Origin of the sequence: Streptomyces sp. NPDC047117 (assembly GCF_040643545.1) — a bacterium.
Lineage (GTDB): Bacteria > Actinomycetota > Actinomycetes > Streptomycetales > Streptomycetaceae > Streptomyces.
This window is the reverse complement of record NZ_JBEYUN010000008.1, coordinates 219,605-232,853: the sequence shown is the minus strand read 5'-3', so window position 1 is coordinate 232,853 and position 13,249 is coordinate 219,605. Positions and strand designations below refer to the sequence as shown.

The 13,249-nt window shown below is 73.4% G+C and carries 8 protein-coding genes; 6 read left to right on the top strand and 2 right to left on the bottom strand.

The features are described 5' to 3' along the window. Positions 1-204: 204 nt before the first annotated feature. The 3 genes from ABZ840_RS17795 to ABZ840_RS17785 all read left to right on the top strand — a co-directional run bounded on the left by ABZ840_RS17795 (position 205) and on the right by ABZ840_RS17785 (position 5,584). Positions 205-3,285: an endo-alpha-N-acetylgalactosaminidase family protein gene (locus tag ABZ840_RS17795; protein WP_361560497.1), complete on the top strand. Its 3,081-nt coding sequence runs from the start codon at positions 205-207 to the stop codon at positions 3,283-3,285. A gap of 123 nt (positions 3,286-3,408) precedes the next feature. After that, the gene (locus ABZ840_RS17790) at positions 3,409-4,551 is read left to right on the top strand and encodes a C45 family peptidase (RefSeq protein WP_361560494.1); all 1,143 of its coding nucleotides are present in this window, start codon (positions 3,409-3,411) and stop codon (positions 4,549-4,551) included. Between the two features lie 118 nt (positions 4,552-4,669). Beyond that, positions 4,670-5,584 (top strand): MurR/RpiR family transcriptional regulator, encoded by a 915-nt coding sequence (locus ABZ840_RS17785; RefSeq protein WP_361560491.1) that lies wholly within the window; start codon positions 4,670-4,672, stop codon positions 5,582-5,584. 53 nt (positions 5,585-5,637) lie between these two features. On the opposite strand, the gene ABZ840_RS17780 is transcribed toward ABZ840_RS17785, so the two are convergent. Continuing rightward, positions 5,638-7,668, bottom strand: a complete 2,031-nt coding sequence (locus ABZ840_RS17780; protein ID WP_361560488.1) for a beta-galactosidase — start codon at positions 7,666-7,668, stop codon at positions 5,638-5,640. A gap of 277 nt (positions 7,669-7,945) precedes the next feature. Here ABZ840_RS17780 and ABZ840_RS17775 point away from each other — a divergent pair, with 277 nt between their 5' ends. Then, a complete protein-coding gene (locus ABZ840_RS17775; protein WP_361560485.1) occupies positions 7,946-8,836 on the top strand; it encodes an AraC family transcriptional regulator in 891 nt (296 codons plus the stop codon). A gap of 16 nt (positions 8,837-8,852) precedes the next feature. Continuing rightward, positions 8,853-9,311, top strand: a complete 459-nt coding sequence (locus tag ABZ840_RS17770) for a hypothetical protein (protein WP_361560482.1) — start codon at positions 8,853-8,855, stop codon at positions 9,309-9,311. Between the two features lie 162 nt (positions 9,312-9,473). On the opposite strand, the gene ABZ840_RS17765 is transcribed toward ABZ840_RS17770, so the two are convergent. Continuing rightward, positions 9,474-10,961, bottom strand: a complete 1,488-nt coding sequence (locus ABZ840_RS17765) for an MFS transporter (protein WP_361560479.1) — start codon at positions 10,959-10,961, stop codon at positions 9,474-9,476. Between the two features lie 497 nt (positions 10,962-11,458). On the opposite strand from ABZ840_RS17765, the gene ABZ840_RS17760 reads away from it, so the two are divergent. Further along, entirely contained in the window at positions 11,459-13,030 is a 1,572-nt protein-coding gene (locus tag ABZ840_RS17760) for an aldehyde dehydrogenase family protein (protein ID WP_361560476.1), read from the top strand. Positions 13,031-13,249: the final 219 nt, after the last annotated feature.

The window sequence follows — 13,249 nt, the reverse complement described above, 5'->3', positions numbered from 1 at the left end:
GTGCGGCGGCACCGCCCCTCCGCCGGTCCCGCGGCGGCGAGCGACCGGCCCGCCTCCGCCCCTCCGCCGTCCCGCCCCCCATCCGTCCCAACTTCGCCCCTCCGTTAGTCCAACACCTGTCCCTCCTTTGTCCATGGGCGCACCCGACGCACGGGCAGCACGCTGTCCGCGACAAGGCCGCCGGTGCGAAGGAGGACAGTGCGCGTGAACGGACACACAGGTGACGGGCACGGGCCCAGCCGCAGGACCGTCGTCGCCACCACCGCCCTCGCCGCCCTCGGCACCGCCCTGCCCCTCGGCGCCGGCACCGCACACGCGGCACCCCGCCCCGGCGAGGCCGTACTCCGCTCCGACCGCCTCCAGGTCCGCGTCGACACCGCCTTCCCCCGCGTCATCGCCTACACCGACACCGGCACCGGCGCCGTCCTGCACGGCCGGACCGAGCCGGTCACCGAGGTCGTCATCGACGGCACCGCACACACCCCCGAGGTCACCGCGCGGCCCTCCGATGACCGCATCGCCTACACCCTCGCCTTCGACGGCGGCACCGAGATCGACGTGACGGTCGCCGTCGACGGCTGGCAGGTCGACTGGCGCGTCACACGGATCGCCGACACCGCGGCGCTGCGCGTCGGCACCCTGCAGATCCCCGCGCTCGCGCTGCTCAGCGTCCGCAGCGACCAGCCCGGCGCCACCCTCCTCGCCGCCCGCGTCGAACTGGACAAGGCCAAGAGCGGCGACACCCTCGTCCAGGTCACCGACGCCACCCCCGCCGACCCCGCGCCCCTCGGCTGCGCGTACGCCGTCGTCGCCACCGACGAGCTGGCCGCGGCGCTGGAGACCAACACCGTGTACGACAAGCCCGCCGGGGCCACCACCTGGGAGAACGGCCGACTGTGGCGGCAGACCGTACGCCGCGACGGTCACACCGAGGCGCGCCTGGCCTGCGGCCAGTGGACGCACCGCGCGGCGACCGCCCCCGTGGACGCCACCGAACCGCTGCCGTACGCCACCGTGATCCTCACCCGCGACCGCAACGGCGACGGCCGCGTCGACTGGCAGGACGCCGCCATCGCGCTGCGCGACATCATGGTCGAGCCGCTCGGCGCGGACGAGCAGCACCTCCGCGTCGTGCCGCACATCCCGTTCAACTTCGCCAGCCAGGCCACCAACCCGTTCCTCGCCACCCTCGACCACGTCAAGCGGATCTCCCTCGCCACGGACGGGCTGCGGCAGTTCACTCTCCTCAAGGGCTACCAGTCCGAGGGCCACGACTCCGCGCACCCCGACTACGGCGGCAACCACAACGAACGGGCCGGCGGCCTCGCGGACCTCAACGCGCTGGTCCGCGCCGGGAAGAAGTGGAACAGCGACTTCGCCGTGCACGTCAACGCCACCGAGTCCTACCCGGTCGCGCACGCCTTCTCCGAGAAGCTGGTGGACAAGACGGACGAGCAGTGGGACTGGCTCGACCAGTCGTACCGCATCGACGCCCGCCGCGACCTGGTCTCCGGCGACATCGCCGCCCGCTTCCAGCAGCTGCGCGACGAGACCGACCCGGCCCTGAACACCCTCTACATCGACGTCTTCCGCGAGTCCGGCTGGAACTCCGACCGCCTCCAGCGCCACCTCCGCGACCAGGGCTGGCAGATCACCACCGAATGGGGCCACGGCCTGGAACGCTCCTCCCTCTGGTCGCACTGGGCCAACGAGACCGACTACGGCGGCGACACCTCCCGCGGCATCAACAGCAAGCTGATCCGCTTCCTCCGCAACCACCACAAGGACGTCTTCGCCGACAAGTGGCCGACGCTCCTGGGCGCACCCCGCATGGGCAACTTCGAAGGCTGGGTCGGCAAGACCGACTGGCACGCCTTCTACGAGATCATCTGGCGGGACGCGCTGCCCGCCAAGTACCTCCAGGCGTACCCCGTCAGCACCTGGGGCGAGCACGAGATCACCTTCGAGGGCCCGACCCGTACGGCCGTCTCCGACGCCGACGGCGGCAAGCGGCGGATCACCACGGACGGGCGGCTGGTGTACGACGACGGCACCTACCTGCTGCCGTGGGAACCGCGCCGCGCCACCGACCCGCAGAAGCTCTACCACTACAATCCCGCGGGCGGCACGACGACCTGGACCCTGCCGCGCGGCTGGCGGACCGGCACGGTGTACCTGTACCACCTCACCGACCAGGGCCGCGCCGACGAGCGGCGGCTGCCGGTCACGGGCGGCAAGGTCACCCTCGACGCGGCGGCCGGCGTCCCGTACGTCGTCCACCGGCGGCGGGCCGCGGCCCAGGAGGCGCCCGGCTGGGGCGAGGGCACGCCCCTGCCCGACCCCGGCTTCCACTCCGGCACGCTCGACGGCCGACAGGTCACCGGCCCGGCGGCGGTACGCGCGAGCGCGCTGGGCGACTACGAACTGGTCATCGGGGCCGGCGCCGCCGCCACGGTGGCCCGTCGCCTGCACCGCCTCGCGCCCGGCACCTACGCGGCATCCGTCCAGGTCGAGGTCGGCGAGAAGGCGGGGGAGCGGCGCCGCGCCGAACTGGCCGTACGCACCGCCGACGGGGTCACCGCCGTCAACTGGACCGAGACCTCCACGGCCGGCAACTTCGTGGGCGCCGACCGCAAGCACGGCACCCGCTTCCAGCGGATGTTCACCCGCTTCACCGTCCCCGAGGGCGGCGGCCCGGTGACGCTGTCCCTGAAGGCCGCGGCGGGCCGGGCCCGCGTCCGCTTCGACAACGTACGCGTCGTCCCGGCCGTCCACACGACGAAGCCCGGCACGCTGGCGTACGAGGACTTCGAGCACGTACCGCAGGGCTGGGGCGTCTTCGTCAAGGGCGACGCGGGCGGCGCGAACGACCCGCGCACCCACATCGCCCAGCGCCACGCGCCCTACACCCAGCGCGGCTGGAACGGAAAGGCCGTCGACGACGTGATCGACGGCAGCCAGTCGCTGAAGTCGCGCGGCGAGAACAAGGGGCTGGTGTACCGCACGGTGCCGCACACCGTCCGCTTCGCGCCGGGCCGCCGCTACCGGGTCACCTTCCGGTACGAGAACGAGAAGGCGGACCAGTACGCCTGGATCACCGCCGTCGACGAGCCGGCGGCGCGCGAGCTGAGCCGCGAGCCGCTGCCCGTCGCCACCCGGCCCACCGCCTTCTCCTACGAGTTCACCGCGCCGGAGAAGGGCGAGGCGTGGGTGGGCCTCCGGAAGACGGGGGACGACGGGACGGCGGAGTTCGTGCTGGACGGGTTCGAGGTACGGGAGGTGTGAGGGGCGGGGAGGTGTGAGGGCCGAAGGAGGTGTGAGGGGCGGGGTCGAGCGACGTGGCGCAATAGAGATTGCGTAGGCTGATGGCTTTGCAATTTTTATTACGTCACGAGAGGCGGGTGCGCGATGGGTGCGGAGGTCCGGGAGCAGGAACTCGCGGGACTGCGATGGCTGGTGCTCTCCGGCGAACGCTCCGCCGTCTTCCGCACCCTCGGCGACACCACCCGCGCCGACATCCGCGCCGTCCAGGACGCCCTGCCCGAACGCGCCGCACTCCGCGCCCGCACCGCCGACGGCCCCGGCCGCGCACGCGCCGAACGCCTGCTGCGCCGCACCGAGAACCACTGGCCCGTCCAGCTCGCCGAACTCCGGGAACTGGCCGCCGGCGCCGACGTGCCCTTCCACGACCTGCTCCTCGCCAACCTCCGCGGCGACCTCGGCACCGCCGACGGCACCGGCTGCACCGACCTCGGCTGGCGCCGCACCCGCTCCCGTGTCGCCCACAACGAGGACGGCGCCCCCGCCCTCGCCGGCCGCCTGATGCTCCTCACCCTGCGCATCGACGGCGAAGCACCGGTCACCGTCCAGTGGTACCCGGGCTTCCTGCCCGCCAACACCTTCACCGCCACCGGCCACGGCCTCGTCTGGGGCATCAACCACCTCCAGGCCACCACCCCCGCCGACGCACCCGGCCGCCACTTCGTCGCCCGCGCCCTGCAACAGGCCCGCACCCTCGACGAAGCCCTCCACCACCTCACCACCCACCCCACCGCCGGCGGCTTCGCCTACACCCTCGGCGAGGCCGCCACCGGCCGCGTCGTGGTCGTCGAGAGCGTCGCAGGACGCACCGCCGCCCATGAAGTCGGCCCCCGGGCACCACTCCAGTGGCATACCAACCACCTGCGCCGGTTGCCTGCTGTGCTGGACGCCCCGGGCATCGCCCCTGCGACGGGTGAGGCCTTCGCGACCGGGGACGCCACAGAGGCCGCCCGCAGTCTCGGGCAGTACGAGGAGAGCGTGGCACGCGGCGCGGTCCTGGACCGGCTCGACGTTCCGGAGGAGGAGCCCGGTGCCGACTGGTTCCTCGACGTCCTGACCGGCGCGCCCCTGCCGCACGGCGTGCACCGCACCGCCGCCGGCACCGACCCCCTGATGACCCTCTGCACCGCCGTCGCCGACCTCACCGAGGACCGGATCACCGTACGCGGCACCGACGGACGCACGGCCACCCTGCCGCTGCCGGCCTACGCCCGGGGCGAGCTCGTCTGAGCACCCGGACCGTACGCGGACCGGGCGGCCCGCCGTGCCTGTTGTGCTTGCCGTGTCTGCCATGTCTGCCGTGCACGCCGCCCCGGCCCGCGCGGCCCCGTACGAGAGAATCCCTGTCATGGCCCCCGCACCGTCCCGCCCCTCGCACCCACCGCAGACCTACGGCGAACTCGTCGCCGAACTGCAGCGCCGAACGGACACCCTCACCCGCTCCCAGCGCCTGCTGGCCGACCGGCTCCTCGCCGACCCCGAAGGCGTCGCCTTCATGACCGTCTCCGAGCTCGCCTCGGCCGTCGGCGTCAACGAAGCCACCGTCGTCCGCTTCGCCGCGGGCCTCGGCCTCGACGGCTACCCGGGCCTCACCCGCCTCTGCCGCGCCCACCTCCGCGAACAGGCCCAACTGCTCCGCCGCTACGACAACCTCGAACAACTCGGCACCGACGACGGCGACCTCCTGGAACGCTCCGTCGCCCTGGACCGCGCCAACATCGCCCGCACCTTCGCCCGCATCCCCCAGGACACCTGGGACGCCGCCGTACGGGCACTGGCCGAGGCCCCGCGCGTCCACGTCATGGGCCTGCGCAAGTGCCACGCCCCCGCGTACCTCCTCGGCTACCTGCTGCGCATGCTGCGCGAGGACGTCGCCACCGTCACCCCCGGGACCGGCACCCTCACCGACGACCTGCGCCGGGTCCGCCCGGGCGACTGCTTCGTGGCCGTCTCCATCCACCGCTACAGCGCCCAGACCGTACGCGCCGCCGCCTGGGCACACGGCCGCGGCGCCCACTGCCTCGCCCTCACCGACAACCCCTCCTCCCCGCTCGCCGCCACCGCGCAGCAGACCTTCTACGTGGACGCCGCCGGCCCCTCCGTCCTGCGCTCGGTGACCGCGTTCACCTCCCTCGTCCAGGCCCTGGCGGCCGGCGTCGCCCAGCTCCGAGGCCACGAGGTCCGCGCCACGCTGCTCCAGGAGGAAGAGCTGATGGAGGAGTTCGGCGTGTACGCGGGGGAGGGGCGGTCGGGGGTGGAGTGACGTAGCCGCCCGCAGCCGATGCGGTCGGGGCCGGGAGCCGGGGCCACGGGGGCTCAGGGAATCAGGCGGGGGGCTTCTGCGGGCCGTCCGCCCGTGCCCGTTGCGGCGGCTCCATCCGGTGCGTCTCCACTCGGTGCGGCTCCCTCCAGCTCCAGGATCAGCACCTCGTTCGCGCCCTCCCGCAGGCACGGGCCCGGCACGTACAGCGACCGCTGCGGGCCCGCCGACCAGTACCGCCCCAGCGGAAAACCGCCCACCCACACGAACCCCCGCGTCCAGCCCGGCAGTTCGAGCAGCGCATCCCCGACGCCGCCCGCCGGCACCACCACCGACCCCCGGTGCAGGCCCCGCGCCCCGACCCGCGGTGCCTCGAACGCCAGCCCGGCCACGGCCGCCGTGTCCTCCACCGCATCCAGCCGCAGCCCACGCGCCCGTACACCGTGCAGATACTGCCGCTCGTGCAGCACCCCGCCGGTGATCCCCTTCGGCTCACCCAGCCGCGGCCCGTAATTGACCCGCCCCAACGACTCCACCCACAGCTCGACCTCCGCAGGCCCCGCCACCGGCCCGATCAGCCCCGCGTCGTCCCGCCCGGATACGGCCGCCGCTCCGGCCGTGTCCTGGCCTCCGTACGCCTCGTCGCACAGCACCGGCCCGGGCGTCCCGTCCACGAACGTCACCGCCCGGTCCCGCAGCCCCAGCACCCGCAGGTCGTACGGGCCGCGCGGTCCCGGCACCGACAGCCGGTACCGGACCACCCCGCGGTCCACGTCCAGCTCCTCGAACGTCGGCGGCACCCCGGACCACACCTCGGGCCCGCCCAGCCCGTCCACCACCGCGTCCATCGACGCCCACCCCGTCAGCCGTACCTCCGCCGCCCCGCCCAGCACCGGCAGCGGAGCCGGCGGCTCCGGCAACGGCGAGTCGGCATACGGGGCCAGCACCTCCCGGAACCGCCAGAACTTCGCCGTCGGCCGGCCCCGCTCGTCCACCGGTGCGTCGTAGTCGTACGACGTCACGGTCGGCAACAGCGCGCCGTCCTGCAGCGCACCGCCCCGGTTCGCCCCCGCCCAGCCGCCGAAACTCGTCCCGCCGTGCGCCATGTAGATGTTCACCGACGCCCCGCACTCCAGAATCTCGGCCAGCGCCGCGGCGGCGTCCTCGGCATCCCGTATGCCGCCCTCACCCCCGTCCTGCCCCTCGCCCGGCCCCTCTCCCGGCCCCTCTCCCGGCCCCTCGTCTGGCCCCTCTCCCGCGTCCGCGGACGCAGGGCCCCGGCCCGTGCCGGCCGCGTCGGGGTCCCAGTGCGAGAACCAGCCGCACCAGAACTCCATGCACATCAACGGCCCGTCCGGCCGGTGCCGGCGCAGCGTCGCGAACGCCTCCCGCGCCCCCGACCCGAAGTTCACCGTCGCCGTCAGCCCCGGCACGCTCCCGCCCGTCAGCATGTGATCCTCCGGCCCGTCGGAGGTGAACAACGGCACCGTCACCCCCCATGCCCGCAACCGGTCCGCCAGCCACGCCAGATACACCGCGTCCGACCCGTACGAGCCGTACTCGTTCTCCGCCTGCACCATGACCACCGGACCACCGCGGTCGCACTGCCGCGCCACGACCTGCGGCAGGACCGCCGCCAGCCACTCGTCCACCGCCCGCAGGTACCGCGGATCACGCGTCCGCACCCGCCGCCCCAACGGCCCGGTCAGCCAGTGCGGCAGCCCGCCGTTCTCCCACTCGGCACAGATGTACGGGCCCGGGCGGACGATCGCCAGCAGCCCCGCCCGCCCGACGGCGTCCAGGAACCGGCCCAGCGCCGCCAGCTCCCGGAACTCACCGGAACGCGGCTCGTGCAGATTCCACGGCACATACGTCTCCACGCAGTTCAGGCCCATCGCCCGCAGCATCGCCAGCCGGTGGTCCCAGTGCCCCTCGTGCACCCGGAAGTAGTGCAGAGCCCCCGACAGCAGCCGCACCGGCCGCCCGTCCAGCTCGAACTCCCGCTCCCCGACGACGAACCGCCGCCGCCCCGCCGCACGCTCCGCGTCCCCGGCCGTATCCACCACCGCGCCGTCCTTCCCTCGCATCCGCCCTCCCCCGCCCGGTCCAGCACACCCCCTGGCGGCAGAGCGGGTCCATGGACAAAGATCGGCATTGTTTGGACGGAATGCCCGGGGCGGGCCGTCCGGGGACGGAAGGCCGGGGCGGGAACGCCCGGGCACGGAAGGCCTGGTGGCGGAACGCCCGTACACCGGAGGCCCGGTACGCCGGAGGTCCGGTATGCCGGAGTTCCGGTATGCCGGAGGTCCGTACGGAAGGCGGCCGGACGGCAGGGGAAGACGGCGGCGAACGGGAGGAGCCCGCGTGTACCACACCTGGATGCGCTACTTCACGCCGAGCCCGGTGCACCACCGGCTCGGCCTCGTCTGCCTCGGCGTCGGCCTCCAGCACGGCACCCTGCCCGCCGTCGGCCCCCGCACCCTCGACCACCACGTCGCCGTGATCGTCCACGCGGGCAGCGGCTGGTACGCCACCCCCGACGGCACCCGCCACCCCGTCACCGCCCCCGCCCTCCTCTGGCTCACCCCCGGCACCCCGCACCACTACGGCGCCGACCCCGACACCGGCTGGGACGAGAGCTTCGTCGACTTCACCGGCCCGGCCGCCACCACCTACACCGAACTCGGCTACATCGAACCCGCACCCGACCGCCCCCTCGTCCCCCTCGCCGACACCGCCGCCGCCCGCGCAGCCATCAGCCGCATCGCCCGCGCCGCCCGCCGCGGCAACCCCCTCCTCGAAGTCGAGACCTCCGCCGCCGTCCACGAACTGCTCGTCGCCCTCCGCCGCGCCCGCGCCGACACCGACGCCGACGGCGACCCCGTCCTCCAGGCCCTCGCCCGGGACGCCTTCCTGCCGCTCTCCGTCGCCGAACACGCAGCCCGACACGGCATGAGCCCCGCCGAACTCCGCACCGCCGTACGCCGCGGCGCCGGCTGCAGCCCCAAGGACTACCTCCTCGGCATCCGCCTCGGCCGCGCCAAGGAACTCCTCGCCGCCACCGAACTCCCCGTCGCCGCCGTCGCCCGCCGCGTCGGCTACGACGACCCGGCCTACTTCAGCCGCCTGTTCACCCGCAGAGTCGGCACCGCCCCCGTACGCTTCCGCCACCAACAGGGCCGCGCGGTACCGGGCGGCTGGTCCACCCGCATCCCCGACCCGGACAACCCCCCTCTGGTCAGCGGGACGGGTTGAAAACAACGATGCCGTCATGGCCGACCTCACCACGAGACACGTCCTCACCCTCGGGCCGGACCGCGTCACCAAGCGCTTCACCAGCTGGGACCGCGGCGAACACGAACGCGAGTGGCGCGGACCGACCCTCCTCGCCGAGTACGCACCCGGCCTCGCACCCCGGCCGCTGACCGCCGACCTCACCGCCGAACCCCCGGTCATCACCATGACCCGGCTCCCCGGCACCTCACTGCGCGGCACCCGCCTCGACACCGTCCGGACCGCGGCCGTCGCCACCGCCGTGACCCGCCTCCACGAAGCACTGCCCCGGCACGTCCTCACCGCCGTACCGCCCAGGCCCTCGTACACCGCCGAGATCACCGAACACATCTCCGTATGGGGCGACGGCCACCTCCCCGCCGACGCCCCCTCCTCGTCCACTTCGACCTCACCCCCGCCGAGACCGCCCGGCTGCGTACCACCCGCCGCCTCCTGACCGCCGTCTGGCTGTTCCTCCTCCGGCAGGACGCCCGGTCCGCCCACCCCCGCAACCCACCGGACGCCCTCACTCGCCAGGCCGCCCGCGTGCTCGACCGCCTGGGATGACGGCCGGGCACGCGGGCGCGGGCACAGGCGAGCCCGGGAGTCCCCTGATCCCTCAGGGGGAGACCTCTTCGAGCGGCCGGTCGGTGGTCTCCTCGGCGAAGAACGCCGCGGCCAGCGCACCGACGAGAGCGACCCCGCCCAGCGTCAGGAACACCGCGGAGACCTGCCCGCCGCCCGCGTAGATCGCACCGACCAGGATCGGGCCGAGGATCACCCCGAGCCGGTTGAGCGCCCCGCCGACGCTGCACCCCAGCGCCCGCATCCGCGTCGGGTACAGCTCGGGCGTGTACAGGTACAGACAGATGTTGGAGCCGAAGAAGCACACCGCGGCGAGCGAGGTCCACACCAGTACCTGCACCGGCGTACTCGCACCGAGCGCGGCCAGCACGATCAGCAGCACTGCCGCGCCACCGAGGAAGACCGCGAACACCTTGCGCCGCCCGATCAGATCGACCGTGAGCGCGACCAGCAGACACCCGAGGAAACCGGCGACCGAGGTGACGGTGGAGTACAGCAGCGAGTCGGAGAGCGACAGCCCGTACTGCTTGCCGTAGATCGTCGGCAGCCAGGAAGTGATGCCGTAGTTCACGAAGTACCCGGTGAACCACAGCGTCCCGATGACCAGCGTCCGACGCCGGTACCGGCCGGTGAACAGCCCCTTCACCCCGGTCGCGGCAGCCTCGGCGGGAGTCGCGGGGGTGAAGGTCCGGTCGCCCGGCGCGGGAGTGGAAGTCGGGACCGGGGCCGGCTCCGGCGTTCCGGCGACGGGGGTGGCGGCCGGTTCCGGCGTTCCCGTCAGGGCGGGGACCGGCGGCAGCGGAGCACCGGTCGCCGCGACGACCTTCGCCTCGATCAGATCCATCGTCGCCGCGGCCTCCTGCAACCGGCCGCGGTCGGCGAGCCACCGCGGCGACTCGGGAACGGTGCGCTGCACGAGGATGCATAGCAGCCCCGGCACGGCGGCCACGACGTACATCCACCGCCAGCCCAGCGCCGGCACGATCCACGCGGCGGCCAGCGCGCCGAGGGTGAGCCCGGCGGGGAAGACGAGTTCGTAGAGCAGGACGAAGCGACCGCGCTTGAAGCTGCGGGTGATCTCGCTGATGAACGTCGCGGCAACCGGTACCTCACCCCCGATCGCCAGGCCCTGCACGAAGCGCAGCAGCATGAAGGGCGACGGCGACGGACTCGCCGCCAGTGCGAGCGAGGCCAGTCCGGACACGCCGATGCAGATCGCGATGATCTTCACGCGCCCGATGCGGTCCGCCATCCGTCCCGAGAAGAGCGCGCCGATCAGCATGCCCAGGGAGCCGATGGTGAGGACGGCGGTGGCGTCGCCGTCCGTGAGGCGCCACTCCTGGCGCAGCTCCGGCATGGCGTACGCGATCAGCAGCTGGTCGAAGGCTTCGAAGAAGGTCACCACACCGATGACGATGCGGACGGTGACGTGCCAGCGGGACAGGGGGAGACGTTCGAACCGAGCAGCGATTCCGGCGCGTACGGCGTCGGTGTCACGGCCCGGGGAGGCGTCGAGGCTCATCCGGGATTCCTCCATACCCGCGAAGGGCGCGGGCGAGGGACAGGGGGGAGGGGGAGAGGGCGCGCGGGGTCGACAGGGAGCTGGGGGAGTCCCGTACGTCCGTACGTAAGCGCCAAGTTTCTTAGGGCTTAAGTTCTACCGACTCATAGGGTGTGCACGTCAAGGGGTCCGACGCCGACAAATTTTTCTGCGGCCACCCTTGCGGGCAAATACTTAAGCCCTTAGATTTCTGGCACTGAGAGACCCGATGGGCGAGGAGAGCCCGGAGCCGCCGCAACCGCACGGCAGCCACCACCTCCCCGACGCCACCGCCCGAGCCGCACCCGAGCCCCACCCGCGCCCGCCCGGCCCGACCCCGGACACCTCGCCTTCGGGCAGCTCACCCAGCTCACCTCCGGCCCTCCGGCCGGTACGCCCCCGCCCGTCCGCCCGTCCGCCCGCCCGTCCGTTCGTCCACGGGCTGTGTCACGACCCCACCAACGCCTGGGAACCCACCGATGCCTTCGACTCCAAAACCCCCGCCGCCCGCCACACCGCCCACCCCGACGCACGAGGCCCCGCAGGCCGAGGCCCCGGCGGGCGAGGTGTCGCTTCCCAAGGACGAGGTGCTGGTCGCAGGGGAGTGGCGCCCCGGCCGCGGCGACCCGATCACCACCCTCGACCCGGCAACCGGCGCCGCCCTCACCACCCTCCGCGGCGCCTCGCTCGCCGACGTGGAAGAAGCCGCCGAGCGCGCCGCACAGGCCGCCGCCGACCCCGCCTGGCGCGACCTGCCGCCGCACGAACGCGCCCGCCTGCTCCACCGCATCGCCGCCCTCGTCGAAGACGCGGCCGAAGACCTCTCCGCACTGCAGACCGCCGACACCGGAAAGTCCCGTACCGAGACGCGAGCCCTGGTGCACAGCGCCGCCGGCACCTTCCGCTACACCGCCGCAGCCCTGGAAACCGCCGAGGACACCCTCACCCCCGCCCGCGGTCCGTACGTCACGATGAGCACCCACGAACCGATCGGCGTCATCGGCGCCATCACCCCGTGGAACTCACCCATCGCCAGCGACGCCCAGAAACTCGCCCCGGCTCTCGCCGCAGGCAACGCCGTACTCCTCAAGCCCGCAGAGTGGACCCCGCTGGTCTCCCTCGCGCTCGGCCGCATCATCCACCGGGCCCTGACCGAGCACGGACTGCCCGCCGGCCTGCTCTCCGTACTCCCCGGCCCCGGCCGCGTCATCGGCGACGCCATCGTCCGCCACCCCGCGGTCGGCAAGGTCACCTTCACCGGCGGCACCCGCACCGGCCGCACCCTCGCACACGCCGCCGCCGACAAGCTGATGCCCGTATCCCTCGAACTCGGCGGCAAGTCACCCACCGTCGTCCTCGAGGACGCCGACATCGAACAGGCCCTGGCAGGCGTCATGTTCGGCATCTTCTCCTCCAGCGGCCAGAGCTGCATCGCCGGCTCCCGACTCTTCATCGCCCGCCCCGTGTACGACCGCTTCCTCACCGAACTCGTCGCCCGCACCCGGAAACTCCGCATCGGTCCCGGCACCGACCCCGCCACCCAGGTCGCGCCCCTGGTCCACCACAAGCACCGGGACGCCGTCGCCGCATACGTCGACCTCGCCCGCCAGGAAGGCGCCCGCGTCCTGTGCGGCGGCGCGGCACCCGAGGGCGAGCAGTACCGCGACGGCGCGTACTACCTGCCCACCGTCCTGGACGGCCTGCCCAACTCCGCCCGCACCTGCCAGGAAGAGATCTTCGGCCCGGTTCTGGTCGCCCTCCCCTTCGACGACGAGGACGACCTGGTCACCCAGGCCAACGACACCGTCTACGGACTCGCCTGCGGCCTGTGGACCAAGGACGCCGCCCGCGCCTGGCGCCTCGCCCGCCGCATCGACGCCGGAACCGTCTGGATCAACACGTACAAGCAGTTCAGCATCTCCACCCCCTTCGGGGGCATGAAGGACAGCGGCCTGGGCCGCGAAAAGGGCCGCGACGGCATCCGAGCCCACCAACGCCAAAAGTCCCTCTACTGGAACACATCTCCCGCCCCCCACCCATGGGCCACCTGACATCCCCTGGGCCCGTCGGTTCGCTGCGGAAGCGGCACTCCGGTCAGTTCGGTGCAAGGGCCGGACTCCGACCCGCCGGCCGTTCGCCCCGGGCCTTGCCTCGGGGGCCACCCGGGGGCATTTGCCCGAGTCCCGCCTCCCCCTGGGGGCCTCCCCCCCTCCGGCCTCCGCCCCACCCACCTCCTCCACCCCAGCCGCCCCCACCCCGCGCCCACCCCC

Bases quoted from the DNA above. Each gene is read 5' to 3' on its own strand.
- ABZ840_RS17785 (WP_361560491.1), top strand. From the start codon at position 4,670: ATGGCCCCCGCACCGTCCCGCCCCTCGCACCCACCGCAGACCTACGGC.
- ABZ840_RS17760 (WP_361560476.1), top strand. From the start codon at position 11,459: ATGCCTTCGACTCCAAAACCCCCGCCGCCCGCCACACCGCCCACCCCG.
- ABZ840_RS17790 (WP_361560494.1), top strand. From the start codon at position 3,409: ATGGGTGCGGAGGTCCGGGAGCAGGAACTCGCGGGACTGCGATGGCTG.
- ABZ840_RS17770 (WP_361560482.1), top strand. From the start codon at position 8,853: ATGGCCGACCTCACCACGAGACACGTCCTCACCCTCGGGCCGGACCGC.
- ABZ840_RS17765 (WP_361560479.1), bottom strand. From the start codon at position 10,961: ATGAGCCTCGACGCCTCCCCGGGCCGTGACACCGACGCCGTACGCGCC.
- ABZ840_RS17780 (WP_361560488.1), bottom strand. From the start codon at position 7,668: ATGCGAGGGAAGGACGGCGCGGTGGTGGATACGGCCGGGGACGCGGAG.